General features: G+C 70.4%; 25 protein-coding genes. 11 read left to right on the top strand and 14 right to left on the bottom strand.

Going from position 1 to position 26,400, the window contains the following annotated elements:
• Nucleotides 1-23: 23 nt before the first annotated feature.
• From ACIBJB_RS30790 to ACIBJB_RS30780, 3 genes are read right to left on the bottom strand one after another with little or no spacing between them, the layout of a single operon-like run.
• Nucleotides 24-299: a hypothetical protein gene (locus tag ACIBJB_RS30790; RefSeq protein ID WP_398935719.1), complete on the bottom strand. Its 276-nt coding sequence runs from the start codon at nucleotides 297-299 to the stop codon at nucleotides 24-26.
• Nucleotides 299-859, bottom strand: coding sequence for a sigma-70 family RNA polymerase sigma factor (locus ACIBJB_RS30785; protein ID WP_398935266.1), 561 nt, complete (start codon nucleotides 857-859; stop codon nucleotides 299-301). The genes ACIBJB_RS30790 and ACIBJB_RS30785 overlap by 1 nt, the downstream gene beginning before the upstream one ends.
• The gene (locus tag ACIBJB_RS30780; protein WP_398935264.1) at nucleotides 856-2,388 is read right to left on the bottom strand and encodes a sodium:solute symporter; all 1,533 of its coding nucleotides are present in this window, start codon (nucleotides 2,386-2,388) and stop codon (nucleotides 856-858) included. The genes ACIBJB_RS30785 and ACIBJB_RS30780 overlap by 4 nt, the downstream gene beginning before the upstream one ends.
• Nucleotides 2,389-2,554: 166 nt before the next feature.
• Here ACIBJB_RS30780 and ACIBJB_RS30775 point away from each other — a divergent pair, with 166 nt between their 5' ends.
• The 3 genes from ACIBJB_RS30775 (at nucleotide 2,555) to ACIBJB_RS30765 (ending at nucleotide 5,169) form a co-directional block, all read left to right on the top strand.
• Entirely contained in the window at nucleotides 2,555-2,770 is a 216-nt protein-coding gene (locus tag ACIBJB_RS30775) for a DUF3311 domain-containing protein (protein ID WP_398935262.1), read from the top strand.
• A 90-nt stretch (nucleotides 2,771-2,860) separates the two neighbouring features.
• Complete coding sequence (locus tag ACIBJB_RS30770; RefSeq protein WP_398935260.1) at nucleotides 2,861-4,960, top strand: carbon starvation CstA family protein; 2,100 nt, start codon at nucleotides 2,861-2,863, stop codon at nucleotides 4,958-4,960.
• A 2-nt stretch (nucleotides 4,961-4,962) separates the two neighbouring features.
• Entirely contained in the window at nucleotides 4,963-5,169 is a 207-nt protein-coding gene (locus tag ACIBJB_RS30765; protein ID WP_398935258.1) for a YbdD/YjiX family protein, read from the top strand.
• A gap of 388 nt (nucleotides 5,170-5,557) precedes the next feature.
• Here the strand turns inward: ACIBJB_RS30765 and ACIBJB_RS30760 are convergent, their stop codons facing one another.
• The 3 genes from ACIBJB_RS30760 to ACIBJB_RS30750 all read right to left on the bottom strand — a co-directional run bounded on the left by ACIBJB_RS30760 (nucleotide 5,558) and on the right by ACIBJB_RS30750 (nucleotide 7,729).
• Nucleotides 5,558-6,355: an SURF1 family protein gene (locus tag ACIBJB_RS30760; RefSeq protein WP_398935257.1), complete on the bottom strand. Its 798-nt coding sequence runs from the start codon at nucleotides 6,353-6,355 to the stop codon at nucleotides 5,558-5,560.
• Between the two features lie 58 nt (nucleotides 6,356-6,413).
• Nucleotides 6,414-6,647, bottom strand: coding sequence for a hypothetical protein (locus ACIBJB_RS30755; protein ID WP_266524968.1), 234 nt, complete (start codon nucleotides 6,645-6,647; stop codon nucleotides 6,414-6,416).
• Nucleotides 6,648-6,745: 98 nt separating this feature from the next.
• A complete protein-coding gene (locus ACIBJB_RS30750; protein ID WP_398935256.1) occupies nucleotides 6,746-7,729 on the bottom strand; it encodes a DEDDh family exonuclease in 984 nt (327 codons plus the stop codon).
• Between the two features lie 88 nt (nucleotides 7,730-7,817).
• Here ACIBJB_RS30750 and ACIBJB_RS30745 point away from each other — a divergent pair, with 88 nt between their 5' ends.
• Nucleotides 7,818-8,528: a VIT family protein gene (locus tag ACIBJB_RS30745; protein WP_398935254.1), complete on the top strand. Its 711-nt coding sequence runs from the start codon at nucleotides 7,818-7,820 to the stop codon at nucleotides 8,526-8,528.
• Here the strand turns inward: ACIBJB_RS30745 and ACIBJB_RS30740 are convergent.
• Entirely contained in the window at nucleotides 8,525-11,596 is a 3,072-nt protein-coding gene (locus ACIBJB_RS30740; protein ID WP_398935252.1) for an NACHT domain-containing protein, read from the bottom strand. The two genes, ACIBJB_RS30745 and ACIBJB_RS30740, sit on opposite strands and share 4 nt — an antisense overlap.
• A gap of 151 nt (nucleotides 11,597-11,747) precedes the next feature.
• Between ACIBJB_RS30740 and ACIBJB_RS30735 the strand changes: the two genes are divergently transcribed.
• The 3 genes from ACIBJB_RS30735 to ACIBJB_RS30725 are packed head-to-tail and all read left to right on the top strand — an operon-like array spanning nucleotide 11,748 to nucleotide 14,392.
• Nucleotides 11,748-12,614 carry a sterol desaturase family protein gene (locus ACIBJB_RS30735; protein ID WP_398935250.1) on the top strand — a complete coding sequence of 289 codons (867 nt, stop codon included), beginning with the start codon at nucleotides 11,748-11,750 and terminating at the stop codon, nucleotides 12,612-12,614.
• Nucleotides 12,611-13,312 carry a lysoplasmalogenase gene (locus ACIBJB_RS30730; RefSeq protein WP_398935248.1) on the top strand — a complete coding sequence of 234 codons (702 nt, stop codon included), beginning with the start codon at nucleotides 12,611-12,613 and terminating at the stop codon, nucleotides 13,310-13,312. Before ACIBJB_RS30735 ends, ACIBJB_RS30730 begins: the two co-directional genes overlap by 4 nt.
• A 36-nt stretch (nucleotides 13,313-13,348) precedes the next feature.
• On the top strand, nucleotides 13,349-14,392 hold the full coding sequence (locus tag ACIBJB_RS30725; RefSeq protein ID WP_398935246.1) for a zinc-dependent alcohol dehydrogenase family protein: 1,044 nt from the start codon (nucleotides 13,349-13,351) through the stop codon (nucleotides 14,390-14,392).
• A 43-nt stretch (nucleotides 14,393-14,435) separates the two neighbouring features.
• Here the strand turns inward: ACIBJB_RS30725 and ACIBJB_RS30720 are convergent, their stop codons facing one another.
• From ACIBJB_RS30720 to ACIBJB_RS30705, 4 genes are all read right to left on the bottom strand, one after another.
• Nucleotides 14,436-15,440: a CopD family protein gene (locus ACIBJB_RS30720; RefSeq protein WP_398935244.1), complete on the bottom strand. Its 1,005-nt coding sequence runs from the start codon at nucleotides 15,438-15,440 to the stop codon at nucleotides 14,436-14,438.
• Nucleotides 15,441-15,551: 111 nt separating this feature from the next.
• Nucleotides 15,552-16,874, bottom strand: coding sequence for a CoA transferase (locus ACIBJB_RS30715; RefSeq protein ID WP_398935242.1), 1,323 nt, complete (start codon nucleotides 16,872-16,874; stop codon nucleotides 15,552-15,554).
• 61 nt (nucleotides 16,875-16,935) lie between these two features.
• The gene (locus ACIBJB_RS30710) at nucleotides 16,936-18,501 is read right to left on the bottom strand and encodes a S8 family peptidase (protein ID WP_398935240.1); all 1,566 of its coding nucleotides are present in this window, start codon (nucleotides 18,499-18,501) and stop codon (nucleotides 16,936-16,938) included.
• 47 nt (nucleotides 18,502-18,548) lie between these two features.
• Nucleotides 18,549-20,105 (bottom strand): S8 family peptidase, encoded by a 1,557-nt coding sequence (locus ACIBJB_RS30705; protein ID WP_398935238.1) that lies wholly within the window; start codon nucleotides 20,103-20,105, stop codon nucleotides 18,549-18,551.
• Between the two features lie 253 nt (nucleotides 20,106-20,358).
• Between ACIBJB_RS30705 and ACIBJB_RS30700 the strand changes: the two genes are divergently transcribed.
• The 3 genes from ACIBJB_RS30700 to moaA all read left to right on the top strand — a co-directional run bounded on the left by ACIBJB_RS30700 (nucleotide 20,359) and on the right by moaA (nucleotide 23,478).
• Nucleotides 20,359-20,715: a DUF485 domain-containing protein gene (locus ACIBJB_RS30700; protein ID WP_057618197.1), complete on the top strand. Its 357-nt coding sequence runs from the start codon at nucleotides 20,359-20,361 to the stop codon at nucleotides 20,713-20,715.
• On the top strand, nucleotides 20,712-22,331 hold the full coding sequence (locus tag ACIBJB_RS30695) for a cation acetate symporter (RefSeq protein ID WP_398935236.1): 1,620 nt from the start codon (nucleotides 20,712-20,714) through the stop codon (nucleotides 22,329-22,331). Before ACIBJB_RS30700 ends, ACIBJB_RS30695 begins: the two co-directional genes overlap by 4 nt.
• Before the next feature lie 157 nt (nucleotides 22,332-22,488).
• Nucleotides 22,489-23,478: a GTP 3',8-cyclase MoaA gene (gene moaA, locus ACIBJB_RS30690; protein ID WP_398935234.1), complete on the top strand. Its 990-nt coding sequence runs from the start codon at nucleotides 22,489-22,491 to the stop codon at nucleotides 23,476-23,478.
• A gap of 183 nt (nucleotides 23,479-23,661) precedes the next feature.
• Here moaA and ACIBJB_RS30685 read toward each other — a convergent pair whose 3' ends face one another.
• Together ACIBJB_RS30685 and ACIBJB_RS30680 are read right to left on the bottom strand one after the other, a co-directional pair.
• The gene (locus ACIBJB_RS30685; RefSeq protein ID WP_057618194.1) at nucleotides 23,662-23,880 is read right to left on the bottom strand and encodes a hypothetical protein; all 219 of its coding nucleotides are present in this window, start codon (nucleotides 23,878-23,880) and stop codon (nucleotides 23,662-23,664) included.
• 203 nt (nucleotides 23,881-24,083) lie between these two features.
• Entirely contained in the window at nucleotides 24,084-24,482 is a 399-nt protein-coding gene (locus tag ACIBJB_RS30680; RefSeq protein WP_398935232.1) for a DUF3099 domain-containing protein, read from the bottom strand.
• 247 nt (nucleotides 24,483-24,729) lie between these two features.
• Here ACIBJB_RS30680 and ACIBJB_RS30675 point away from each other — a divergent pair, with 247 nt between their 5' ends.
• Complete coding sequence (locus ACIBJB_RS30675; RefSeq protein WP_069766424.1) at nucleotides 24,730-25,011, top strand: GlsB/YeaQ/YmgE family stress response membrane protein; 282 nt, start codon at nucleotides 24,730-24,732, stop codon at nucleotides 25,009-25,011.
• Nucleotides 25,012-25,081: 70 nt separating this feature from the next.
• Here the strand turns inward: ACIBJB_RS30675 and tyrS are convergent, their stop codons facing one another.
• Nucleotides 25,082-26,350: a tyrosine--tRNA ligase gene (gene tyrS, locus ACIBJB_RS30670; protein ID WP_398935229.1), complete on the bottom strand. Its 1,269-nt coding sequence runs from the start codon at nucleotides 26,348-26,350 to the stop codon at nucleotides 25,082-25,084.
• Nucleotides 26,351-26,400 lie beyond the last annotated feature (50 nt).

Here is a 26,400-nt window from a genome sequence, read left to right as displayed (position 1 = left end):
TTCCCGGCTGGTCGTGGGGGCAATCAGGGGTGGGGCCGGGGGAGTGACGCCGTCGTGCCGGAGAAGATCACCCCCGGGTGGGCCGGGGTCTGGTTCAGCACCCACAGACCGATCAGCGTCGCCAGCGCGAAGACGACCGCGATGAGGACGGCGAGGACCAGTCGGCGGCGGCGCTCGCGGCGCAGCCACTCGCCGCGTGCCGTGCGGTAGGCGTCGGGTGCCGCGTGCACCTTGCCCGCCAGCGCGGCCAGGGCTTCCTGGAGTTCCCGCTCGGTGCGGTCCGGACTCGCGTCGTTCATCATCGCCGGGCCTCCATCGCCTGGGTCAGGGCGGCCAGGCCGCGTGCCGTGTGGGTCTTGACGGAGCCGCCGGAGATGCCCATCGCCGAGGCGATCTCGCTCTCCTTCAGCCCGAGCCAGTGCCTGAGCACCAGCGCCTCGCGCTGCCGGGCGGGCAGTTGCTGGAGCGCGTCGATGAGGACGCGCTGGTCGTCGTGGAGGAGCGCGGTGCTCTCGGCGGAGGCGACGAGTTCGGTGGACGGGGCCTCTACGTGTCTGCGGGCGACCTGGAGGTGCCGTATCCGCATCCGTGTCAGATTGCAGACCGTGGAGCGCAGATAGGCCTCCGCGGCCTCGGCGTCCCTCAGGCGCCGCCACTTCCGGTAGATCTGGTAGTAGGCCTCGGCGACCACGTTCTCCGGGTCGTCGGCGCCGAGCAGCACGGCGAGGCGGAGCATGGAGGCGTAGTGCAGCTCGAAAAGGCGGGCCACACCGGCCTCACGCTCGAGCTCGGCCGGGTCGGCCGCCGCGGGGGCGAGCGGGACGGGTCCGGGGGTGCCGTGTCTCAGATGCTGTCTCACGGGTTGTTCGCTCCCGTCTCTGGGCGCCGCCTGACGGTCAGGCGCGACGGTAGGTCGGTCAGGTCGGCGCCGCGCGGGACGCCGAGCCGTTCGAGGGCCGCGGTGCCGGCCAGGGCGACGGTCAGGTTGAGCAGGAGGGCGACGAGACCGGCGTAGATCTGGAAGGGCCCGCTGCCGAGCGAGGAGAACCCCTCGCGGACGACGAGGAAGGTGCCGGCCAGCATGCCCGCGCCCCACCCGGCGAGCAGCGCCCGCGGATGCAGCCGTCCGGTGAACAGGCCCACGGCGACGGCCGGGAAGATCTGCAGGATCCAGACCCCGCCGAGCAGCTGGAGGTTGACGGCGTCCTGGTCGCGCAGCCCGAACACGAACGCCACCGCGCCCACCTTCGCCGTCAGCGACACCGCCTTGGCGATCCGCACCTGCCGCTTGGGCGTGGCCGTGGGGTGCACGTACTCGACGTACACATTGCGCACGAAGCTGGTGGCTGCCGCGATCGACATGACGGCGGCCGGGACCAGCGCCCCCACGGTGATCGCGCCGAACACCAGTCCGGCCAGCGGCCCCGGCATCAACCGGTCCACCAGCATCGGTACGGCGGTCTCGGCGCCGCCCTCCGGTGCCCGCACCCCGGCCGCGAGCGCCGCGATGCCCAGGAACCCGAAGAGCGCGAGCAGCCCCGTCCAGGCGGGCAGGGCCACGACGACCTTGCGCAGGGTGCGCGGGCCGTCGGCGGCGAAACCCGCGGTCAGGACGTGCGGGTACATCAGCAGGGCGAGCGCGGAGCCGAGGGCGAGGGTGGCGTGGGCGGGCTGCTGCTCGGGGGCCAGGAGCAGGGCCGGTCCGCCCAGGCGCTCGGCGGCCCCGTCGAACACCGCGCCTGGTCCGCCGAGCCGTTCCAGGACCAGCCAGGTGACGGCGGTGAGCGAGACGAAGACGGCGACCGCCTTGAGCGCGGAGATCACGGTCGGCGCCCGCAGCCCGTGCCGGTAGGTGGCCACCGCGAGGCCCGCGAACAGCGCCACCATCACCAGGTCACCGGTCGCGCCCCGCGGATACACACCCCCCGCGGTCAGCACCGCCCGTATCCCGAGCAGTTGCAGCGCCAGGTAGGGCATCGTCGCGAGGATCCCGGTCAGCGCGACCACCAGGGCCAGCGGCGGCGAGCCGTAGCGGCCGCGCACGAAGTCGGCGGCGGTGATGTAGCCGTGCCGGCGGGCCACCTCGCCCAGGCGGCTGAGCAGCACGAAGGCGATCGGGCACACGATCACCGTGTACGGCACCGCGAAGAAGGCGGCCGCGCCGTTGCCGTACGCCAGTCCCGGTACGGCGGTGAAGGTGTACGCGGTGAAGATCGTGCCGCCGAGCAGCAGCCAGGTCCACACCGGCCCGAGACTGCGGTCGGCCAGCGCCCAGCCCTCCAGGGACGGCAGCCGGTCGCTGGGGCGCAGGCGGCGCGCGGTCACGGCGAGCAGCGACGCTCCGCCGATCACGGCGAGGAACGTCGCGGTCATGGCGCTGTCGGCCATGGTCACCGTCCTTGGTGTGTCTGTGCCCTCGCGCATAAGTTGCGCGGGCCGCCGGTTCGGATGACGGACATCGGCGGGAAATCTCCGCGGAATTCGCTGTCAACCGTCCGGGGGAGGTGGGCAACTCTTGCACAGACCCCCAGCGATGAGGAGAGGAGCGCAGGCCATGGCACGGACCGGTCATCACCGGCTACGGCGCGTCGCGATCGCCGTACTGCTTCTCGCACCCACCGCGGGACTGCTGTGGGTTCCGATGTACGCCGGTGCGGAGCCGCGCCTGGCGGGCACGCCGTTCTTCTACTGGTACCAGCTCGCCTGGGTGCCGGGGTGCGGTCTGTGCCTGCTCGCCGCGTACGCGCTGACGGAGCGACATCGCCGCTGAACCCTTCTGATCTTGCGCCGCTTTTGGTGAGGAGCCGCCATGCCCGAAACCGTCCTTCAGCCTGCCCAAGAGGCGCCTGAAAAATCACGTATGTCACCTCGGTCGATCCTGCTGTGGGCCGTCGTCGCGCTGCTCGGCGCGGTCGCCTGGGGCGTGCTCGCGCTGGCCCGGGGCGAGAAGATCTCCGCGGTCTGGCTGGTCGTCGCCGCGCTCGGCTCGTACGCGATCGCCTACCGCTTCTACTCCCGGTTCATCGCCCGCCGCGTCCTGAAACCGGACGACCGTCGCGCCACTCCGGCCGAACGCCTGGAGGACGGCGTCGACTTCCACCCCACCGACAAGCGGGTCCTCCTCGGCCACCACTTCGCGGCCATCGCGGGCGCCGGACCGCTGGTCGGCCCGGTCCTTGCGGCCCAGATGGGTTACCTGCCCGGCACCCTGTGGATCGTCGCCGGAGTGATCTTCGCGGGGGCGGTGCAGGACATGGTGGTCCTCTTCCTGTCCATGCGGCGGGACGGAAAGTCGCTCGGGCAGATGGCCCGGGACGAGATCGGCCGGGCGGGCGGCGCGGCCGCGCTGATCGCGGTCTTCGCCATCATGATCATCCTGCTGGGCGTGCTGGCCCTGGTCGTGGTCAACGCCCTCGCGCACTCCCCGTGGGGCACCTTCTCCGTCGCCATGACCATCCCGATCGCCCTCTTCATGGGCTTCTGGATGCACCGCATCCGCCCCGGCCGGGTCGTGGAGACCAGCTTCATCGGCGTCGCGCTGCTGCTGCTCGCGATCGCCGGCGGCAGCTGGGTCCAGAACTCCTCGCTGGCCTCCGCCTTCACCCTGAGCCCGACGACCCTGGTCTTCTGCCTGGTCGGCTACGGCTTCGTGGCATCCGTCCTCCCGGTCTGGATGCTCCTGGCCCCGCGCGACTACCTCTCCACCTTCATGAAGATCGGCACGATCGCGCTGCTGGCCGTCGGTGTCGTGGTCGCCGCCCCGGTGCTGCGCGCGGACGCGGTGAGCGACTTCGCCACCTCGGGCGCGGGGCCGGTGTTCGCGGGCTCGCTGTTCCCCTTCCTGTTCATCACCATCGCCTGTGGCGCGTTGTCCGGCTTCCACGCGCTGGTGTCCTCCGGTACGACGCCGAAGCTGATCCAGAAGGAGTCGCAGGTCCGTCTCATCGGTTACGGGGCCATGCTGATGGAGTCGTTCGTCGCGATCATGGCGCTGATCGCGGCGGCGACCCTGGAGCCCGGCCTGTACTACGCGATGAACGCCCCGGCGGGGCTGCTGGGCGCGACAGCCCAGTCGGCCTCGCACGCGGTGGCGGGCCTCGGTTTCACCATCACGCCCGACCAGCTGACCCAGGCCGCCAAGGCGGTCGAGGAGCAGTCGCTGATTGCCCGGTCCGGAGGCGCCCCGACCCTCGCGGTCGGCATGTCGGAGATCTTCTCCGGGGTGTTCGGCGGTACCGCCATGAAGGCCTTCTGGTACCACTTCGCGATCATGTTCGAGGCGCTGTTCATCCTGACCACGGTGGACGCGGGCACGCGGGTCGGCCGCTTCATGCTCCAGGACATGCTCGGCAACATGTGGAAGCCGGTCGGCCGGGTCAACTGGAAGCCGGGCATCTGGCTGTGCAGTGCTCTGGTGGTGGCGGCCTGGGGCTACTTCCTCTACACCGGCGCCACCGACCCCCTGGGCGGAATCAACCAGCTCTTCCCGCTCTTCGGCATCGCGAACCAGTTGCTGGCCGCGATCGCGCTGGCCGTGTGCACCACCGTCCTCGTCAAGTCCGGGAAGCTGCGGTGGGCGTGGGTCACCGGGGTCCCGCTGGCCTGGGTGGTCGCGATCACGTTCACCGCGGGCTGGCAGAAGATCTTCTCCGACGACCCGCGGGTCGGGTTCTTCGCCCAGCGGGCCAAGTACGCGGACGGCATCGACGCGGGCCAGGTGCTCGCGCCCGCCAAGACCCTCGACGACATGCACACGGTGGTCACCAACTCCACGGTCGACGGGGTGCTGATCGCCCTGTTCCTGCTGCTGGTCGCGGTCGTGCTCGTCAACGCGGCGGTGGTGTGCGCGCGGGCCGTCCGGGCGCCGGGGGCGTCGCCGACCACCGAGGCGCCGTATGTCGCGTCGCGGATCGATGTGCCCGAGCAGGCCGGTGAGGAGCTCGTGGGAGTGCGCTCGTGACGGTGACGGTGACAGTGACCGTGACGGCGCGGCGGTGGGCGCGGGCCGTCCGGTGGTACCTGCGGGAGCTGACCGGGGAGGCGGAGTACGACCGCTACCGCGAGCGGCATCTGCGCCACCATCCGCTCGCGCCGGTACCGACCCGACGGGAGTACGAGGTGCTGCGCACCCGGCACCGGGAGGCTCATCCGCAGGGGCGGTGCTGCTGACGCCGCCAGGGTCGTGGACCACGGGGCGGGCACATCGCCCGCCCCACTCACCTTTCGGGACTTACTTTTCGGGACCGAGATGTTCGGACGCCGCAGCGCCCTGCAAGTCCATCCCGGTGCCGGCTCACGCCCTGGTCGGCGGTCCCGTTTGCCGGCTGGTGACATCGTGGCGGTGTGGTGGGGACGACCGGGTGCATCGGCCGGGCCGGCGGCACCGTGGCCGGTGCTGTGGGGGTGGGCAGGTGCGTCACGCCGCGGCGGACGCAGGGGTCGGGTCGGAGCGTCACCTGCGGCCGGCGTGCGGACGGGCCGGTGGCGCCGTCATCCGCGGCCGACGTAGGGCCTGGCAGGTCGACCCCACTGCGGCCGGCGTGGGGCCGGGCCGGTGTCACACCGTGGCCGGTTCCGTCTTCGTCGTGCTGTCCTGCTCCGTCTTCTCCCGCCGGTCGCGGAGTTCCCGCCGCACCAGGACCACCCAGCCGATCGGAACGCCGACGGCGAACAGCCACCACTGGATGGCGTAGGCGTAGTTCAGCGCGGCGTCCTCCTTGCCGGGGTTGGCGCCCATCAGTTCCGGGCTGTCGCCCTTCGGCTCGGGCGCCGTCTGGGCGATGTAGCCGCCGAGCACCGTGGCGCCCAGCCGCTCGGCCTCCTGCTCGCTATTGATCAGCATGACCTGTCGGTCGGGCAGTCCTTTGAGGTTCTTGATGCCGCTCGCCGCGGTCGTCTCGTCGGGCATCAGCCGCCCCGTGACGGTGATCTCACCCTTCGGGGGAGCGGGGATCTTCGGGAACGCGGTCTGGGTCGGGCCATCCGAGGGGATCCACCCCCGGTTGACCAGCAGCACCTTGCCGTCGTCCAGGAGGAAGGGGGTCAGGACGTGGTACCCGACCTCGTCGTCGGAGTTGGTGCGGCGCCGGACCACGACCTCGTCGTCGGTGTCGAAGTGACCTTTCGCGGTCACGCTGCGATACCGGTCGTGGGTGGTGACGGTGTGTCCGGGCGAGGTCATCTGTTCCGCGGGCACCGGCTTCGCCGACATCGCGTCGGAGACCAGCTGGTTGCGTGCGGTGCGCTCCTCGTAGCGGTGCATCTGCCAGATGCCCAGCCTGATCATCGTGGGGATGAGGAGCAGGGCGACCAGCGTGAGGATCACCCACTGCCGGGACAACAGGAAGCGGTACACCCCACGACCGTACAACTCGGACCGCGGGGTGTTCGCACAGGGGTGTGGCAGGGTGTGGTCAGACCCGGTCGACGATGCCCACCCTTCCCTCCGCGCGGGCGCAGTGCGCCCCGCAGAACCAGTGGCCCTCGACCTCCACTCCCTGCCCGATGATCTGTACACGACAGTGCTCGCAGATCGGTGCCATCCGGTGGATCGCACAGGAGAAGCAGTCGAAGACATGCACCGCGCCCTGGGCGTGCACCTCGAAGGTCATGCCGTAGTTATTGCCGCAAACTTCGCAAGTCGCCATGCGCCACAGGGTGGGCCGTCGGCGCCGCGCGGGCGAGTCGGCGCGGGGCGAGTCGTACGGCAAATCACCCGTCCGTACGGTCCGCCCCTTCCGTACGGTCATTCCTTCGACGCCGGCTCCACATCCCTGAGCAGCTGCCCGAAGGCCGCCTCGTCGACGACCGGTGTGCCGAACTGTCTGGCCTTGACCACCTTGGACGTGCCCGAGTCCGGGTCGTTCGTGACGAGCAGACTGGTGAGCCGGGAGATGCTGGTGGCGACATGCAGCCCGGCCTCGACCGCCCGGTCCTCCAGGAGATCGCGCTCGATCGAGGTGTCCCCGGAGAACGCGATCCGCATGCCCTGCTTGAGCGGCTTGCCGTCCTCGTAGCGCCCCGGGTTGGGATAGGGGCACGCGGGCCGCTTGCGCGCGGGACGCCAACTCGTCGGCCGGTAACTGCCGTAGCCCGTCGACTGCCTGGGCACCGCCCGGTCCGTCCACTCGGTCAGCGGCCGGCACTCGTGCAGGGGCAGCCGCACGCTTCGTGCGGCCGCCGCCCGCAGACTCGGCCGGAACGCCTCCGCGAGCACGCGCGCGTCGTCGAGGGCATGGTGCGCCCGCTGCTGTACGACACCGAAGTGCGCCGCCAGTGACTCCAGCTTGTGGTTGGGCAGCGGCAGCCCCAGCTCCTTGGACAGGACGATGGTGCACAGCCGCTGACTCACCGGCGGCACCCGTCCCGCGCGCGCGTACTCGCGGGCGATCATCTGCCAGTCGAAGACGGCGTTGTGCGCGACGAGCACGCGACCGTCGAGACGGGCCGAGAACTCGTCGGCGATGTCCTGGAAGAGAGGCGCGCCTTCGAGTGCCTCGCTCGTCAGCCCGTGGATCCACACCGGGCCGGGATCTCGCTCCGGATTGACCAGCGTGTACCAGTGGTCCTCGACCTCGCCGCGCGCGTCCAGCCGGTAGACGGCGGCGGAGATTATCCGGTCGTCCCGGGCCAGGCCGGTGGTCTCCACGTCGACGACCGCGTATCCCTGCGGATACACGGCCGGCCACGTTGTGGGGGAGGACGCTGCGGTCGTCTGGTCTTCGAGCATGGTCCATGAGGATACGGGCCGCGACTGACAGTCCCTCACGGCGGCGTCGGTGCCCGGTTCGCGACGACCGGGGTGCCATCCTCCGGAGATGACCGAACCGACGCACGACGAGGCCCACGGCGGCGCGCTCGGCGCCCGTCTCAACTGGCTGCGCGCGGCCGTGCTCGGCGCCAACGACGGCATCGTCTCCACGGCGGGACTGGTGGTCGGCGTGGCCGGCGCGACGAGCGACCGCGCGGCGTTGCTGACGGCGGGTCTGGCGGGCCTGCTGGCCGGCTCGATGTCCATGGCGGCAGGGGAGTACGTGTCCGTGTCGACCCAGCGCGACTCCGAGATGGCCGCGCTGGCTGTCGAGAAACGGGAGTTGAGGGAACAGCCGGAGGCGGAGCTGGAGGAGTTGACGGACCTTCTTCAGGAACGGGGGCTGTCGCGCGACGTGGCCCGTGAGGCGGCGGAACAACTGACGGAACGTGACGCACTGCGGGCTCACGCGCGCGTGGAGCTCGGCATCGACCCGGACGACCTGACGAACCCCTGGCATGCGGCCTGGGCGAGCTTCCTGGCGTTCACGGCGGGGGCGTTGCTGCCCCTGCTCGCCATCGTGCTGCCACCGTCGGGATGGCGGGTACCGGTGACGGTGATGTCGGTGGTGGCGGCGCTGGTACTGACCGGTTGGAGCAGCGCACGGTTGGGGGCGGCGGCTCCTGGGCGGGCGGTGGTGCGAAACGTGGGGGGTGGGGCGTTGGCGATGGGGGTTACTTACACGGTGGGGGTCTTGTTGGGGGCGGCGGGGGTTTAGTCGATGATCAGCCGTTCCGGGGGGAAGAGGTCCGCGCCGACGGCCTCGTCGCAGTCGTAGAGGCGGAGCCTGATGTGAGCCAGGGAGGCCAGCGGAGTCAGGTCGACCGGACCGCAGCGCGAGAGCTCCAGGAGAGTCAGATCGGGCAGCTCGCCAAGAGCTCCGATGTTGTCCACATGCCGGGCGTTGGCGAGAAAGATCGTGGCCAGGTCCTGGTGGGGCAGCGCGTCGGCGAGGTCCACGCGTGGAACGTCCAAGATCTGGAGCCACAGCAACGGGGAGAACACCCCGGCTGCGAGAAAATCTCGCCACTGCTGCTCCGCGTTGACGGTGAGCCACTGGAGAGAGGTCAGGGCCTCCAGCCCGGTCAGCCTCGTGGTGCCCCCCTGCTGGAGGAAGGCGAGACCGGTGAGCCGAGGGGCGAAGGACAGCTCGTCCAGGCGCGTTTCCAGGGCTTCGCAACCGAGAGTCAGATGCTGGAGTGCGGGCAGGTCGGCCAAGGGCGCCAGCGAGAGCCGGGTGGCGGCCTGGTACAGGTAGACGTTGGTCAGCGGGAGTCCGGCGAGAGTGCCGAGGCCGGTGACGGACCGACAGCGGCTGAGCGTCAGGTCGCGCAGGTTCGGCAGCTCTCGCAGGGGCGAGAGGTCGCTGACCGCGTCGTTGTCGTAGAGCCCCAGGAACTCCAGATTGGTGTGCGCGAGGACGGCAGGAGGAATTCCGTGGTCGCCGTTGAGGCTCAGACGGGTCAGCTGGGGGACGCGCGGTAGGAGTGCCAGCTTCTCGGCATCGTCCATGGCGAGTACCTGCCCGGCCTCGACGGTGCCTTCAAGAACTGCCTCGAAGTACTCGAGGGTGTCGAACGACGGCCAGGCGCTGTTGAGTTCGGAGCGAACGGAGATTCGCTGATCGGCACGGAACCGTGTGATGTAGCCCAGAGCCGCATCGCCCCCGATCAACCGCGCTGTCCGTACCGCCGCCGCAGCCTCACGTTCCGTCACCTCATCCGGTCCCGGCAACAGCTCGAGCACCAACTCCCCGGCCTTCGCCAAGGGCTCCACCTCCTTGAACCCCCGCGGCGGCAACAACTCCGCAGTCCGCTCCTCGACCTCCCCCCGCACCCCCGGATCCAACTCGGGCGCATGCTCCAGACTCGCCGCCGCCAACAAAACCAACCGCTCCCGGTACCGCCGGACTTTGTCGGCCCGCCGCAGCAACTGCCGTAGCAACCGCGTACGTTCCTCCACCCTCGCGTGCCCCACAGCCATCCGCACCACGTCGTCCCACTGGTCGTCGTGGGCGTTGCGCACCAGCACCCCGAAGTCCCGCGCCTCGACGGCCGCCTTCGCGCCCAGGTAGTCCTGGAATGTGCGGTGGATGAAGTCCACATACCCCGGCACCGGTTCGCGCAGCAGCCCGCTGCGGATCAGCAGGTGGGAGAAGACCTGCTCGGCGTCCCCCTGCTCCCGCACCTGCGGCATCGCCGCCAGCCAGTCGTCGAGCATGGCGACGACCTCGTCCCGGGCCGCCTCCACCTGCCCGTTGCGGATCATCCAGTAGGCGAGCCGTTGCAGCAGAGCCGTCTGCTCGTCGCGCGAAAGAGACACCCCCTCGACCGAGGCGATCTCGCGCTCCGTGTCCCGCCGCACCAGCAGCATGTCCAGCGCGGCATCGTACAGCTCCTTCCTGGCACGCGGGAGATGCATACGCCGGTCCCGGTTCAGGGCGCACAGCAGGGCACACATCAGCGGGTTCGTCGCCAGCCGCCCCAGATCCCGGCGCGTGGTCAGCGCCTCGACCAGGCCCGCTTCGTAGCGGTCCAGCAAAGCCCGCTCAGCCGACGGCGTGCACTCCTGGCGGGCCGCGTCGTGCCAGTGCCGTACGAAAGCCCTGATGTCCTCGCGCTCCATCGGCAGCAGGGTGTGCGCCATGAACCCCTGGGCCGACAGCCAGTCCTCCGGGACCGCGGAGGGGCGGGTCGTGACGACGTACCGCGCGCGTGGGAACGCGGTGAGCAGCGACTTCAACCAGTTCTCGGTCCGCTCGCGCAGCCGCGCCGGTACCTCGTCGACGCCGTCGACCAGCACCAAAGCCCGCCCGCTCGTGAGGAGTTCCTCGACCCAGCCGTCCGGGGCGCGCAGCGGCACCCCTGACGCCGACAGGAAGTCCGCGGGCATCGGCAGCCCGTCCGGCGTATGGAAGGACCGCAGACGCAGTACGAACGGCACACACCGGTTCCAGTCCGCCAGCCGCGGCCCGAAGCTCTGCCGGGCCGCGTTGAGCGCCAGCCACTGCAACAGCGTCGACTTGCCCGACCCGGCCGGCCCCCGCAGCAGCAGCCGGTGACCCGCCGAGGCGAGCGCCTGCTCCACCTTCACCGGCGTCGGCGCCTCCTCAGGCATGCCCTCGCGCTGCCGCTCATACCGCCGCTCACCGCTGACCGCCAGACTCAGATACGCCGTGTCCAGCGCCCACTCGGCCCGCCGCCTCCCGCCCAGCGTCACCCCGAACAACTCCAGCCGGGAGTGCGTCCCGGCGACGAACCGCGCGTAACGCCCCTCGAAGTCGGAGGCGGTGGGCTTCTCCCCGCCCCGCCCCCTGAGCAGCTCACCCGTCCGCCGTGTGTGCTCCACCGCCGCCCGCGCCGCGAACGACGGATGCGCCGTGAGCTGCTCGACCAGGTGCTCGCAGCACAGCCCGAGCAGCTCCCGGTACAGGTCCTGGGCGGACGAGGCCAAGTCGTCGACCGGCCGCTGAAGTTCATCCGCCAGCCGCCCAGGGTCCAGGTCCATCGCGAACAACCGCCCGGCGTCCAGGACACCCGCAGCCGCGAACGCGTCCTGCACAGCCGCCACCGCGGCCAGCCGTTCGTTCTCCGGCAGCGACGCGTACGCTCCCGCGATCCGCCCGCTCAGCACCCGCGCCAGCCGCTCCGGCCCCGCCGGCTTCGGCAGTGGTCGTAACGGATCCGGCACCAGACCCGCGCCCGGCCGCGGCGCGAGAACGGACTTGGCGACCGTCTGGGCCACCGTCGACGCCAGCCGCACCAGTACGAGCTCGACCCCCTGCATCCCCCGACCTCCCCCTCCACTGCTTCCGCATCGTAGGACCCCGCACTGACACCCCTTGGTGGAGATCGCCAACAAGCAAGCGCGTACCACCGGTAATACTTGTGGGTAACAACGTCTAGCCGCGCCCGACCGGCGGTTCTACGGTGCACGCATGCCGAACCTCCCCGACGTCGTGGTCTGGTCCATACCCGCCTTCGTCCTGCTCACCGTCATCGAAATGATCAGCGTCCGCGTCCATCCCGACGAGGACGCGGCCGGCTACGACACGAAGGACGCCGCCACCAGCATCGGCATGGGACTGGGCAGCCTCTTCTTCGACTTCCTGTGGAAGATCCCGATCGTGGCCCTCTACACGGCCCTGTACGAGCTCACCCCGCTCCGCGTCCCCGTCCTGTGGTGGACGGTCCCCCTGATGCTGCTCGGGCAGGACTTCTTCTACTACTGGTCCCACCGCGGCCACCACGTCATCCGCATCCTGTGGGCCTGCCACGTCGTCCACCACTCCAGCCGGAAGTTCAACCTCACCACCGCGCTGCGCCAGCCCTGGACCACCCTGACCGTCTGGCCGTTCTACGTCCCCCTCGTCGCCGCCGGCGTCCACCCGGCCGCGCTCGCCTTCTGCTCCTCCGCGAACCTCGTCTACCAGTTCTGGATCCACACCGAACGCATCGACAAGATGCCCCGCTGGTTCGAGTTCGTCTTCAACACCCCGTCCCACCACCGCGTCCACCACGCCTCCCAGGGCGGTTACCTGGACCGCAACTTCGGCGGGATCCTCATCGTCTGGGACCGGCTCTTCGGCTCGTTCGTCGCCGAGACCGAACGGCCCGTCTACGGGTTGACCAAGAACATCAACACGTTCAACCCGATCAAGGTGGCCACCCATGAGTACGTAGCGATCATCAAGGACGTCAAGAAAGCACAGAGTTGGCGCGAGCGGGCGGGACGGGTCTTCAGGGGGCCGGGCTGGGCACCGGCACCGGTAGCGGAGACGGCCGAGGAGACCGTGCCCGCGTGAGAACCCCGAGCGGCCCCGGAACCCACCGCACCCGCCGCGCACTCCTCGCGGTCTTCGCCCTCGCCGCCACCGTCGACCTCACCTCCCTGGCCGCCGGCTTCGCTCCCGGGCACGCCGTCGCCAAGCCCCTTCTGATGCCCCTCCTGGCCGCGTACTCCGTCGCGTCCGCGGCGCCCCGGCTCCTGGTCGCCGCCCTTCTGTGCGGCTGGGGCGGCGACGTCCTGCTGCTGTCCGACGCCGACCCCGCCTTCCTCGCCGGCATGGCCTCCTTCGCGGCGGGCCACGTCTGCTACCTCGCGCTCTTCCAGGCGTACGGCAGCCCACGCGCGCGTGTCGGCCTGCTCGCGCCCGCCTACGCCACCGCGCTCGTCGTCACCCTCGTGGCCCTGTGGCCGGACCTGCCCGCCGGACTGCGCGTGCCCGTCGCCGGCTACAGCGTCCTGCTCACGACCATGGCGTGCGCGTCGGCCGTGCGGTTCGGGGCGCTCACCGGATGCGGCGGAGCGCTCTTCCTCCTCTCGGACACCCTCATCGCGACCGGCGTCGCCGACTGGCCCCAGCTCCCACGGCCCGAGTTCTGGATCATGCTCACCTACAGTGCCGCGCAGTTCCTGCTGGCCGGCGGCACGCTGCGAGCCCTCGAAGCGCGCCCAGGACCGATGGCGACGTACGGTGAGATGCGCTCGACCACCCCCTGAGCGCCGCCACGACCTCGCACGAGAAGGACCCTCGCCATGCGCGCCACCACCATCCACGGCCCCTACGACATGCGCGTGGAGGACGTGCCCGAGCCGGTGGTGCAGCTGCCCACCGACGCCGTGCTCCGGGTGCTGCGCGCGTGCATCTGCGGCAGCGACCTGTGGGCCTACCGCGGCGAGGCGGCCCGGAAGCCGGGGCAGCGGATCGGTCACGAGTTCCTCGGCATCGTGGAGGAGACCGGCTCCGAGGTCGGCACCCTCAAGCGGGGTGACCTCGTCGTCGCGCCCTTCATGTGGTCCGACGGCGTCTGCGACTACTGCCGCGAGGGCCTGACCACCTCCTGCGAGCACGGCGGATTCTGGGGTTCCGTCGGCTACGACGGCGGCCAGGGCGAGGCCGTGCGCGTCCCCTTCGCCGACGGCACCCTCGTACGGCTGCCCAAGGAGGCGGCTTCCGACGACCGCCTGCTGTCCGCCCTGCTGACCCTCTCCGACGTCCTGGGCACCGGTCACCACGCGGCCCTCGGCGCCGGAGCCCGCCCGGGCGCCACGGTCGCCGTCGTCGGCGACGGGGCCGTCGGACTGTGCGCGGTCCTCGCGGCCAAGCGGCTCGGCGCCGAACGGATCATCGCCCTGGGCCGTCACCAGGTCCGCACCGACATCGCGCGCCGCTTCGGTGCCACCGACGTCGTCGCCGAGCGCGGGGACGCGGCCCTCGAGGCCGTCCGCGCACTCACCCGCGGGCAGGGCGCGCACGCCGTAGTCGAAGCCGTCGGCACCGAACAGTCCATGCGTACGGCTGTCGGCATCACCCGCGACGGCGGCGCCATCGGTTTCGTCGGTGTGCCGCACGGCAGCGGTACCGGTGTCGACCTGGGTGTCCTGTTCGACCGGAACATCGCCCTGCGCGGCGGGGTCGCGCCGGTCCGTGCCTACATCCCCGAGCTGCTCCCCGACGTCCTGGACGGCACCGTCGACGCCTCACCCGTCTTCGACATGACCGTCGACGTGGAGGGCGTCCCCGCCGGCTACAAGGCGATGGACGAGCGCACCGCCCTCAAGGTCCTCGTCACCAACTAGCGCTCACCCAGCGGCTTTCACCGGCGGCTTTCATCGGCGGCTTTCACCAGCGGATCGGCAGCGGCAGCGCCGTCAGCAGCCCCGACACCACGACCACGAGCCCCAGGGCGACGACCTCCGCACGTGCGGGTGCGCAGGCGGTCAGCGAGGCGGGGGCGCGGTGCAGCCGGATCCCGGCCCACAGGGCGAGAGCGGCGACGACCGCCACGAGGAGCACCTTGGCGAGCAGCGTGCGCCCGTAGGCCGTGTCCGTCAGCTGCTCCAGAATCGTGCCGGGCGGCATCCGGCGCAGCGAACTCCACACGCCGGTCGCGGTGATGGCGGCGAGCAGAACGGCCGCCACGCGCGCGTAGAGCCCGAGCAGCGCCGCGCCCGGCTCCGCGGGGCCCCAGCGTCGCAGCGTCCGCAGCACCCGCAGCAGTCCGCCCGCCCACAGCGCCGCGCACGTCAGATGAACCAGCGTCAGCCCGGAGCCCGTCAGCGGACTCTGTTGGGTCGGGGGATGCGCGCGCAGGGCCTCCGCGACCACCACGGCCGCCAGGGGCCACACCTGGGTGGTCGGGCGGGCCGAACGGGCGCAGAGTCCGGCCACCAGGAAGGCGTTGACCTCCAAGAGCGCCAACTTGCCGTCCCGCGACGCGTACAGACCGCCGACATTGATCTCGGAAAGGCTGTGCGGCACCAGATTGCCGGTCGCCACGACCGACGCGAGACCCAGCGCGGCGAGGAAACCGGCGGCGGCCGCATGGGGAGCCCAGGAGCGTGGCACGTTCGGCGGGGCATCGGGTACGGAGCGGGCCAGCAGGCCCACGAACAGCTCACCCAGCGGCACACACAGCGCCGCGAAAAGTATCGCCCGCAGCAGGGCCACCCCGCCGGCCCCGGGCGCGGCGGCTTCCCCGGTGCCGTGCAGGGCGGCGGACGGCCCGAACAGGGGTATCGCTGCGGCCAGTACCGCCAGGACGAGGACGGCGACCGCCCGGCCGGTGCCGGGACGCCGGGTGGGGCCGCCCGCGTCGGTCGCCTCAGTGGGTCTTGTCAAGGTCACCCCACGATCTTGACCACAACGGACAGAACCGGGCAACTGCAGTGAAACAAGTGGTGGTGAGGCATTCCACCCATAGGTACGTTTCCGGTGCCGCGGTCGGTTCAGGCCCGCTCAGCGCAGGCGCGCGGCATCCGTGCCCCACGGCACCGGCGGTCGCGCCCAGTCCGCCGGACCGTCCTCGAAGGAGACCGGCGAGAGGGCGTACCGCAGCCGCCCGAGCGCGCTGTCCGTCTCCGCCAACCAGGGCTCAGGACCGTCGTACGGCTCGCTCACGGCGTCGCCCGCCGCGGTGCCGTCCAGACCGTCGGTCAGCCACTGGGCCGTCCGCGCCAGCGCCAGCCGCACGAAACGGCTCCCGCCCTCGTACGACTGCTCGGTCAGCGCCCGCAGCACCGCTGCCGCCAGCAGATAGCCCGTCCCGTGGTCGAGGGCCTGCGCGGGCAGCGCGCCCGGCCGATCCGGTGAACCCTCCAGCACCGCGATCCCGGTGGCCGCCTGCACGAGGCTGTCGAAGCCCCGCCGCTCACGCCATGGCCCGTACCCGCCCCACGCCGACAACTGCGCCACGACCACCCCGGGCCGCCGCTCCGCCAGCGCTTCGGGTGACAGCCCGAACCGGTCCAGCGCGCCCGGCCGGTACCCGGTGACGACCACGTCCGCCGCCGCGAGCAGTTCCTCGAACGTCTGCCGGTCGGCGGCCAGGTCGAGCGTCGCCGACCGCTTACCGAAACCCGTGTCGGCGTGCTGGTCCGGCAGTTCGGGCAACTGGGGCGCGTCCAGGCGCAGGACGTCCGCGCCGAGCAGGGCGAGGGTGCGGGTGGCGACCGGTCCCGCGAGAACCCGCGTCAGGTCCAGGACGCGCAGGTCGGCGGCGGGCAGCAGGGGGGAGGTGTCGACGAGCGCCAACGCACGCGCGGGTGCCGTGTCCAGCCGCCCCCGCTCGACCAGCGGCCGTTTCGCCACCTCGGCCGCCTGCGGGTGCACGGCCCACTCCTCGGGAGAGCGCAGGGCGACGGCGAGACCCCCGGCCGCGTACACGGCGTCCTCGACGTCCAGGGCGGACCGCTCGGCCAGCGCCGCCTCCACGGCCACCGGGTCCTCCGGTACCCCCAGTGCCTGGAGCAGCCGCGCGCGGTGGTGCGGATAGTTCGCGTGCGTGCGGACCCACCCGTCCGCCGTCCGCCAGAACCGGGACAGCGGCGCGAAGTTGACCGGCGCGCGACCATTGATCAACAGATGACGTTCGCTCAGGAAAGCGGTGGCGACCGCCCCGTCGTCCACCCGCACCGTCGGCACCTCGGCGAGCCCCGCCCGCCGCGCCCCCAGTTCGGCGGCGGCCAGCGCGCACTCGCCCACACAGGTCCGCGCCAGCTGCTGTACGGGAAGGCGCCCCTGAAGAGCGCCCTCCCGCACCACAAACTTGATTTCCGTCATGACTGCACTATGCAGTATTGACGGAATCAATATATGGAGGGACCTTGATCGTCCTTCACTGCTACTTCGTCACCGCGTCCAGTGCGTCCACCGTGCCCCAGCCGTAGAAGCCGTTGCGGTTCTTGGACCCCTCGCACACCGCGTCGACCTTGCCGTCGCCGTTGATGTCATAGGGATCCGTGCACGGCGTGGCGTCGGCCTCGGCGTACAGCAGCGCCTTCACCAGGGCCGGCGGGGCGTACGGGTGCGTCGACTTGATCAGGGCGGCCACGGCCGCGGCGTGCGGCGAGGCCATCGACGTACCGGCCATGTAACCCCACTTGCCGCCGGGCAGCGTGCCCAGGATCAGACCGCTGGTCGCGGGCGGCGCGGGCGTCTGGTAGGCCGTCGAGTCACCGCCGGGCGCGGCGACGTCGATGACACCCAGGCCGTGGTTGGAGAAGGACGACTTGATGCCCTTGGCGCCGGTCGCCGCGACCGTCACGACACCCGGCAGCTGGGTCGGTATGTCGAAGCACTTCGACGGGTCGATCACCCGGTCCGAGGGCGTGCCGTCGTTCGGCGAGACCGGGTCGGTGATCTCGTCGGCCGCGAGGTCGTAGTTCTCGTTGCCGGCCGCGGCGACGTTGACCACGCCCTTCTTCTCCGCGTACCGCGAGGCCCGGGTGATGGCGTCGACGAGGGCCTTCTGGTCCGGGTCGTCGGTGCAGTTGAAGTACCAAGGGTCGGTGTAATAGCTGTTGTTGGTGACGTCGACCCCATGTGTGGCCGCCCACACGAAGCCGCACACCACGGCCTCCGTGTAGAAGTAACCGGCCGTGGTCGACACCTTGATGCCCGCCACCTTCACGCCGGGCGCGACCCCCGTCATACCGACGCCGTTCTTGGCGGCCGCGATCTCACCTGCCACGTGCGTGCCGTGCGGGCTCTCCGCGGCGCTCGGCCGCCACGCCCCGTCGGTGGTGTCCGGCTTGCCCGTCACGCAGTTGACCGACGCGGCCCGGTCGAAGTTCGGCGCGAGGTCCGGGTGGGTGTCGTCCACGCCGGTGTCGATCACGGCGACGGTCACCTTGCTGCTGCCGAGCGACTTCTCGTGCGCCTTGTCCGCCTTGATGGCGGGCAGGTCCCACTGCAACGACTCCAGCGGGTCCTGGCCGGCGTCGGCGGCGGCCTGCGCGGCGGCCAGCTGCGCAGAGTTGAGCGCCTTCGGCGTCCCCTCGTCGGTCGTCGACTGCGCGGGCAGCGGCGCGTTGCGTGTGTTGCCGGCCGACTCGACCCCGCGGACCTTGCGGATCGTCTTGGCGAAGTCCGGGTTCGACGAGTGGACGACGATCACGCCGATCTGGTCGTACGACGTCACGATCGTGCCGCCGGCCGCGGCGATGGCCTGCTTCACCTGGGCGGAAGGGCCGTGCCCGGGACGGACGTTGACGACGTAGCTGAGCGCCGTCCCGTCCGTGTCGGCGGCGGCGAGGACACCGCTGACGGCACCGGTGACACCGTCCGTGGAGCCGGGCAGGCCGGACGCGGACGCAGTGGCGCCCGGCAGGAACGCCATGGCCGTCGCCATGGCCATACCGAGCGGGAGCGCGAGCGCGCGCCGATGGCGCGAGTGGGGCCCTGTCATGATGAGAGTCTCTCCAGTTCGTATGCGGGACAGGCGGTGCGGGGAGGTCACTTGACCGCGCGCAGCGCGTTGACGATGCCGAAGCCGTAGAACCCGTTGGCCCGGATGCCGCCCTCGCACACCGCGTCCTGCGTGCCGTCGCCGTCCTGGTCGTAGGAGGCCGGGCAGCCCGGGTTGTCCGCCTGCGCCTTGAGCAGCGCCTGCAGTTGGGCCGGGCTCGCCTTGGGATGCGTCGACTTCAGCAGCGCGGCGACGCCGGCGGCGTGCGGCGAGGCCATCGACGTGCCCTGCAGGAAGCCGTACTGGCCGTTCGGCAGGGTGGACAGGATGCGGCCGTTCTGTGACGGCGTGTCCGGGATCTGGTAGAGCCGGTCGCCACCGGGTGCCGCGACGTCGATGACGCCCTTGCCGTACGAGGAGTAGTACGACTTGAGGTTCTTGACGCCCGTCGCGCTGACCGTGACGACACCGGGCAGCTGCGTCGGCACGTCGAAGCACTCGTGCGGGTCGACGGTGCGCTCCACCGCGGTGGAGTCGTCGGGGCTGGAGTCGTCGACGATCGCGTCGGAGTCCAGGTCGTCGTTGGAGTTGCCCGCCGACGCCAGGCTGAGCGTGCCCTTGTGTTGCGCGTACAGCTGCGCCCTGTTGACCGAATCAACAATGGCCCGCTGATCGGGGTCGTCCATGCAGTTGTACAGCCAGGGATCAACGTAGTAGCTGTTGTTCGTGATCTCGACGCCATGGTCGGCGGCGAACACGAACGCGCACACGACGCTCTCCGGGTAGAAGAGGCCGTTGCTCCGGTCGGTCACATTGATGGCCGAGACCTTCACGCCGGGCGCGACCCCGGCCACGCCGACACCGTTGCGGGCCGCGGCGATCTCACCGGCCACGTGCGTGCCGTGGTAGTCGTCCGCGGTGTACGGCCGCCAGGCGCCCGCGGTGGTGTCCGGGACACCACCGTCGCAGTTGGCCGACTGCGCGGCGGAGAAGTTCGGCGCGATGTCGGGGTGGGTGTCGTCGACGCCGGTGTCGATCACGGCGACCGTCACCTTGCGGCTGCCCGGGTTGATCTTGGCGGCCTTGTCGGCGCCTATCGCGCGCAGGTCCCACTGATCGGCCTCGAGGGGCTCGCTGTCCGGCGTGGCGGCCGAGGTCTTCGCGACCTTCGCGGCCTGCGCGTCCGACAGCACCTGGACCGCGCCCTCGTCCGTGGTGCCCGCCGGGGTCAGCGGTGAAGTGCGGGTGGCGCCGGCCGACTGCACCCCGCGCGCCTTGCGGATCTTCTGGGCGAAGTCCGGCGCGGACGAGTGGACGACGATCACGCCGATCTTCTCGTACGCGATCACGACGGTGCCGCCGGCCGCCGATATCGCCTTCTTCACCGACGCGATCGTGCGGTGGTCCACCTTGGTGTTCACGACGTACGACAGGTTCGTCGCGTCCGCCGCCTGTGCCACGGACTCCGCGGCAGGGGCGGCCGAGGCCGCCGAGGGCAGGAAGCCGAACGAGGCCGTGAGGGACAGGACGACGGGCACGGCGAGCGCGAGACGGTCTCTCGAACGTATGGAACGTCTCGAACGTCTGGAACGCGGCTGGGACATGGGGTCTCCACATCATCCGGAAACGAAACCGGCCCGAGACACAGGTGTCGCTCGGGCAGGTACATGACGGGTGGTGCAGGCCGAAGCTATCTCCCGAAGTCGCTGGCCAGCAATGACTTCCCCAAGGTGAGTTCGGAAAGAAGCAAAGCGAGTTGAACCGGTCCGAGCGTGCCGCCGTGACCTTGGGCAGGGAACGCGAGGACACTCGCCCCCGATCCCCGTCACAACCGCATCCGCAACGCGAGGAGACTCCGTGGCCACCGACGCACCGCCACCCTCGAAAGAGACCCATAAACTCCCCACCACCGAGGAGTTCACCGAGGTGCAGGAGAGCGCGGAGTTCGGTGAACTGCGCCGCTCCTACCGCTCCTTCGCCTTTCCGCTGACCGTCGGCTTCATCGCCTGGTACCTGCTGTACGTCCTGCTGTCCAACTACGCGGGCGACTTCATGGGCACCAAGGTCGTCGGCAACATCAACATCGCCCTGGTCCTGGGCCTCGCCCAGTTCCTCACCACGTTCCTCATCGCCTGGTGGTACGCGCGCACCGCTGCCGCCCGCTTCGACCCCAAGGCCGAGGCGATCAAGTCCCGGATGGAGGGCGGCGCATGAGCCCCGCGATCACCCTGGCGGCCGGCGAGGCCAGCGAGCACCGAGGGCTGATCATCAGCCTGTTCGCGGTCTTCGTCGTCGCGACCCTCGTCATCACGGTCTGGGCCGGACGCCAGACCAAGGACGCCTCCGACTTCTACGCGGGCGGCCGCCAGTTCACCGGTTTCCAGAACGGGCTCGCCGTCTCCGGCGACTACATGTCCGCCGCGTCCTTCCTCGGCATCGCGGGCGCCATCGCCCTCTTCGGCTACGACGGCTTCCTGTACTCCGTCGGCTTCCTGGTCGCCTGGCTCGTCGCCCTGCTCCTGGTCGCCGAACCGCTGCGCAACTCCGGCCGGTACACGATGGGTGACGTCCTCGCGTACCGGATGCGCCAGCGCCCGGTCCGTACGGCGGCCGGCACCTCCACCATCGTCGTCTCGATCTTCTACCTGCTGGCCCAGATGGCGGGCGCGGGCGTCCTGGTCTCCCTGCTGCTCGGCATCACCAGCGACGCCGGCAAGATCGGAGTGGTCGCCCTCGTCGGCGTCCTGATGATCGTGTACGTCACCATCGGCGGCATGAAGGGCACCACCTGGGTCCAGATGGTCAAGGCCGTCCTGCTGATCGCGGGCGCCCTGCTGCTGACCTTCCTGGTGCTGCTGAAGTTCGACTTCAACGTCTCCGACCTGCTGGGCTCCGCCGCCGACAACAGCGGCAAGGGTGCGGCCTTCCTGGAGCCCGGCCTGAAGTACGGCGCCACCGGCACCACCAAGCTGGACTTCATCTCGCTCGGCATCGCCCTGGTCCTCGGCACCGCAGGACTGCCGCACATCCTGATCCGCTTCTACACGGTGCCCACCGCCAAGGCCGCCCGTAAGTCGGTCATCTGGGCCATCGGCCTCATCGGCGCCTTCTACCTGATGACCCTCGCCCTCGGCTTCGGCGCCGCGGCCCTCATCAAGCCGGACGAGATCATCGCCTCCAACAAGGCGGGCAACACGGCGGCGCCACTGCTGGCACTGCATCTGGGCGGCGTCGACTCCAACTGGGGCGCGATCCTGCTGGCCACCATCTCGGCGGTCGCCTTCGCCACCATCCTCGCGGTCGTCGCCGGCCTCACCCTGGCCTCGTCGTCGTCCTTCGCGCACGACATCTACGCGAACGTCATCAAGCGCGGCCAGGCCACCGAGAAGCAGGAGATGAGCGCGGCCCGCTGGGCCACCGTCGGCATCGGCGCGGTCTCCATCCTGCTGGGCGCCCTCGCCCGCGACCTCAACGTCGCGGGCCTCGTCGCGCTCGCCTTCGCGGTCGCCGCCTCGGCAAACCTGCCCACGATCATCTACAGCCTCTTCTGGAAGCGGTTCACCACCTCCGGGGCCCTGTGGTCGATCTACGGCGGCCTCGTCACGGCGGTCGGCCTGGTGCTGTTCTCGCCGGTCGTCTCAGGCAAGCCCACCTCGATGTTCCCGGACGTCGACTTCCACTGGTTCCCGCTGGAGAACCCGGGCCTCATCTCGATCCCGGTCGGCTTCCTGCTCGGCATCATCGGCACCTACCTCTCCAAGGAGGAGCCCGACAAGGGCAAGTACGCGGAGCTGGAGGTCCGGTCCCTGACCGGTACCGGCGCCCACTGACACGCCCCCTGGAGCGGCCGTGTCGTAGATCCCTACGACACGGCCGCTTCGTACGTCGTGGGATCGGGCACTGTCGTTGTCAGTGACGTCACGTAGGCTCGCAAGTGACGGAAACCGATGGAGTCCGTACTGATCCGCGACGAGGGAGGGGGCCCACGTGCTCATCGACACCTATGGCCGGCAGGCCACCGACCTGAGGGTCTCGCTGACCGATCGCTGCAATCTGCGGTGCACGTACTGCATGCCGGAAGAGGGCCTGCAGTGGCTGGCCAAGCCCGATCTGCTCACCGACGACGAGATCGTCCGCCTGATCGACATCGCCGTCACCTCCCTGGGTATCGAGGAGGTCCGCTTCACCGGCGGTGAGCCCCTGCTGCGCCCCGGCCTGGTCGGCATAGTGGAGCGTGTCGCAGCCCTGGAGCCCCGCCCCCAGATGTCGCTGACGACCAATGGCATCGGCCTCAAGCGCACGGCGAAAGCCCTGAAGGCCGCCGGCCTGGACCGGGTCAACGTCTCCCTCGACACCCTGCGCCCTGACGTCTTCAAGACCCTCACCCGCCGCAACCGCCACCAGGACGTCCTGGACGGCCTGGACGCGGCCCGCGAGGCGGGTCTGACCCCGGTCAAGGTGAACTCCGTGCTGATGCCCGGCCTCAACGACGACGAGGCCCCCGACCTGCTGGCCTGGGCGGTGGAGCACGACTACGAACTGCGCTTCATCGAGCAGATGCCCCTGGACGCCCAGCACGGCTGGAAGCGCGACGGGATGATCACAGCCGGGGACATCCTGACCTCCCTGCGCACCCGCTTCGACCTCACCGAGGAGGGTGCGGACAAGCGCGGATCGGCCCCCGCTGAGCGCTGGATCGTCGACGGCGGACCCCATGTGGTCGGCGTCATCGCCTCGGTCACCCGCCCGTTCTGCGCGGCCTGCGACCGCACCCGCCTCACGGCCGACGGCCAGATACGCAACTGCCTCTTCGCCCGCGAGGAGACAGACCTGCGAGCCGCACTGCGCTCCGACGCCGGAGACGAGGAGATCGCCCGCATCTGGCGCGAGGCGATGTGGGGCAAGAAGGCGGGAGCGGGCCTGGACGACCCGACCTTCGTCCAACCGGACCGGCCGATGTCCGCGATCGGCGGCTAGGGCCTGTCCGGCGGATCAGGCCGACTTCAAGCAACGGTGCCTGATCAGTGCAGGTGAGCGGAGTCTGGTGCGTGCAGCTGCAAGGCGGAGGAGGGAGTCGACGCGGAGCGTCGGCGAGTGACGACAACGCGGCAGATGTGCGTGCCAGACCCCGCGACGTCGGCATGATCCGCCGGCCAGGCCCTAGGCCCCTTCGGGCGCCTGCCAGTCCTCGAACTTCACGACATCCTTGAGGAAGCCCCGCACCCCGAGGAACTGCGACAGGTGCTCCCGGTGCTCCTCACAGGCCAGCCAGGTCTTGCGCCGCTCCGGCGTGTGAATCTTCGGGTTGTTCCACGCGAGTACCCACACGGCGTCGGCGCGGCAGCCCTTCGCGGAGCAGATCGGGGTCTCGTCACTCACGGATTTCGTCTCACAGGCGGGGAAAACGAGCGGGGCAGGAAGCGGGGGAAAAGGCGACGCCGAGCAGCCACGGGGGGAGCTGCCCGGCGTCGGTCTGTCGCTCCGACGGGGGATGCGGAGCGCGTACGAAGTATGTCACGGGTAACCCGTCGTACGGCACTGGAACAACATGATTGATCTGAGCTTTCCTTGAGCTTGGTGCTTCAGGTCCGCTCGCGCGGTTCGCCCCCCGCACCCGACGCCGCCCCGCCCGCACCGCCTTCCGGCACGGGTTCCGCGAAGTCGTCGTCGGCTCGCGGCGGCAAGATCATCGGCCGGGTGGGGACGGTCACGAAGGTCGACGGCAGTGAGGGCGCGTTCTCCCGCCCCGCGTTGGCGATGACGACGGCGATATAGGGCAGAACCGCCCCGAGCACCAGCGCGACGATCGCCACGTGCCGCTCGACGTTCCAGAGCGTGGCCGCGAGCACCACGGAAATCGTACGGACCGTCATCGAGATGACGTACCGGCGCTGACGTCCGCGCACGTCCTCCTGGAGGCTCGTCCTGGCTCCGGTGATCCGGAACACCTGGGCGCTGCCGCCGCCATGCTGCTTCCGCATCACATTCCACCATCCGCCCGCATCGGACTCTCCCCGTTCCCCGCATCCGCTCCGTACCCGGTGGAGGTACCGGGCCCGGACAGCTCCCACGTTACGCCGCGTCTGCGCCGCCTACGAGACCGGGGCACCTCCCGCCTGGGCGAACGGGCTCGCTCCCGGCACGTACGGCCTCACCCGGCATGCGGCGTAGCCCGAACGGACCGACACTGACCGTAATGCTCACGTCGAGCCGTACGAGGAGGCAGCCATGGGCTGGTTGTGGGCGATCATCGTGGGATTCGTACTGGGTCTCATCGCGAAGGCGATCATCCCCGGGAAACAGCACAGCCCCCTCTGGCTGACCACCATCTTCGGCATGCTCGGCGCCGTCGCCGGCAACGCCATGGCACGCGGGTTCGGCGTGGACGAGACCCCCGGCATCGACTGGAGCCGCCACGTCTTCCAGCTCATCGCCGCGATCATCATCGTCGGCTTCGGCGACATGCTCTACATGGCGACGCTGGGCAAGAGAAAACAGCGGCGGACCTGAGAGCCGTACGACGAAGGGGGCGCCCTCCACCGGGAGAGGCGCCCCCTTCTGCCGTGCCCGTGCTCGGCACCTAGGCGGAGGTGACCTCCACCGCGGCCAGGTTCTTCTTGCCCCGGCGCAGCACCAGCCAGCGACCGTGCAGCAGGTCCTCCTTGGCGGCCACCGCGTCCTCGGCCGAGACCTTGACGTTGTTCACGTAGGCCCCGCCCTCCTTCACCGTCCGCCGCGCGGCCGACTTGCTGGCCACGAGTCCCACCTCGGCGAACAGATCCACGACGGCACCGAGCTCGGCGACCCGGATGTGCGGGACCTCCGAGAGCGCCGCGGTCAGCGTCTTCTCGTCAAGCTCCGCCAGCTCGCCCTGCCCGAAGAGGGCACGGCTCGCGGCGATCACGGCGGCCGTCTGGTCGGCGCCGTGCACCAGCGTCGTCAGCTCCTCCGCCAGCGCCCGCTGCGCGGCCCGGGCCTGCGGCCGCTCCTCGGTCTGCTTCTCCAGTTCTTCGAGCTCCTCGCGGGACCTGAAGGACAGGATGCGCAGGTACGTCGAGATGTCCCGGTCGTCCACGTTCAGCCAGAACTGGTAGAACGCGTACGGCGTCGTCATCTCCGGGTCGAGCCAGACGGCGCCGCCCTCGGTCTTGCCGAACTTGGTGCCGTCCGCCTTGACCATCAGCGGCGTCGCCAGACAGTGCGCCTCGGCCTCGGGCTCCAGCTTGTGGATCAGGTCGAGCCCCGCCGTGAGGTTGCCCCACTGGTCGCTGCCGCCCTGCTGCAGGGTGCAGCCGTACCGCCGGTACAGCTCGAGGAAGTCCATGCCCTGGAGCAGCTGGTAGCTGAACTCCGTGTAGCTGATGCCCTCCTGGGACTCCAGCCGGCGCGCGACCGAGTCCTTGGTGAGCATCTTGTTGACACGGAAGTGCTTGCCGATGTCCCGCAGGAACTCGATGGCCGACAGCCCGGCCGTCCAGTCCAGGTTGTTCACCATCACCGCGGCGTTCTCGCCCTCGAAGGACAGGAACGGCTCGATCTGCGCGCGCAGCCGGGACACCCAGTTCGCGACCGTCTCCGGGTCGTTCAGCGTGCGCTCCGCCGTGGGACGCGGGTCGCCGATCTGGCCGGTCGCCCCGCCCACCAGCGCCAGCGGGCGCAGACCCGCCTGCTGGAGCCGGCGCATGGTGAGGACCTGCACCAGGTGACCGACGTGCAGGCTGGCCGCCGTGGGGTCGAAACCGCAATAGAACGTGACGGGACCGTCCGCGAGCGCCTTGCGCAAAGCGTCCTCGTCAGTGGACAGGGCCCACAGGCCCCGCCACTTCAGCTCGTCGACGATGTCCGTCACGGTTCTCGTATCTCCTCGAAAGGTCCTCGGGCAGTCGAGTGACTACCGGC

The sequence above is a fragment of the Streptomyces sp. NPDC050759 genome (assembly GCF_044456945.1).
Classification (GTDB): domain Bacteria; phylum Actinomycetota; class Actinomycetes; order Streptomycetales; family Streptomycetaceae; genus Streptomyces.
The sequence above is the reverse complement of the archived record's forward strand: the minus strand, read 5'-3'. Positions and strand labels throughout refer to the sequence as shown.

What these genes read in the sequence shown, in the direction of transcription:
- ACIBJB_RS30695 (WP_398935236.1), top strand. Translation starts at nt 20,712, where the DNA reads ATGAGCCCCGCGATCACCCTGGCGGCCGGCGAGGCCAGCGAGCACCGA.
- ACIBJB_RS30775 (WP_398935262.1), top strand. Translation starts at nt 2,555, where the DNA reads ATGGCACGGACCGGTCATCACCGGCTACGGCGCGTCGCGATCGCCGTA.
- ACIBJB_RS30790 (WP_398935719.1), bottom strand. Translation starts at nt 299, where the DNA reads ATGAACGACGCGAGTCCGGACCGCACCGAGCGGGAACTCCAGGAAGCC.
- ACIBJB_RS30680 (WP_398935232.1), bottom strand. Translation starts at nt 24,482, where the DNA reads ATGCGGAAGCAGCATGGCGGCGGCAGCGCCCAGGTGTTCCGGATCACC.
- ACIBJB_RS30715 (WP_398935242.1), bottom strand. Translation starts at nt 16,874, where the DNA reads ATGACGGAAATCAAGTTTGTGGTGCGGGAGGGCGCTCTTCAGGGGCGC.
- ACIBJB_RS30735 (WP_398935250.1), top strand. Translation starts at nt 11,748, where the DNA reads ATGCCGAACCTCCCCGACGTCGTGGTCTGGTCCATACCCGCCTTCGTC.
- ACIBJB_RS30750 (WP_398935256.1), bottom strand. Translation starts at nt 7,729, where the DNA reads ATGCTCGAAGACCAGACGACCGCAGCGTCCTCCCCCACAACGTGGCCG.
- ACIBJB_RS30705 (WP_398935238.1), bottom strand. Translation starts at nt 20,105, where the DNA reads ATGTCCCAGCCGCGTTCCAGACGTTCGAGACGTTCCATACGTTCGAGA.
- ACIBJB_RS30745 (WP_398935254.1), top strand. Translation starts at nt 7,818, where the DNA reads ATGACCGAACCGACGCACGACGAGGCCCACGGCGGCGCGCTCGGCGCC.
- ACIBJB_RS30725 (WP_398935246.1), top strand. Translation starts at nt 13,349, where the DNA reads ATGCGCGCCACCACCATCCACGGCCCCTACGACATGCGCGTGGAGGAC.
- ACIBJB_RS30675 (WP_069766424.1), top strand. Translation starts at nt 24,730, where the DNA reads ATGGGCTGGTTGTGGGCGATCATCGTGGGATTCGTACTGGGTCTCATC.
- ACIBJB_RS30740 (WP_398935252.1), bottom strand. Translation starts at nt 11,596, where the DNA reads ATGCAGGGGGTCGAGCTCGTACTGGTGCGGCTGGCGTCGACGGTGGCC.
- ACIBJB_RS30770 (WP_398935260.1), top strand. Translation starts at nt 2,861, where the DNA reads ATGTCACCTCGGTCGATCCTGCTGTGGGCCGTCGTCGCGCTGCTCGGC.
- ACIBJB_RS30780 (WP_398935264.1), bottom strand. Translation starts at nt 2,388, where the DNA reads ATGGCCGACAGCGCCATGACCGCGACGTTCCTCGCCGTGATCGGCGGA.
- ACIBJB_RS30710 (WP_398935240.1), bottom strand. Translation starts at nt 18,501, where the DNA reads ATGACAGGGCCCCACTCGCGCCATCGGCGCGCGCTCGCGCTCCCGCTC.
- ACIBJB_RS30755 (WP_266524968.1), bottom strand. Translation starts at nt 6,647, where the DNA reads ATGGCGACTTGCGAAGTTTGCGGCAATAACTACGGCATGACCTTCGAG.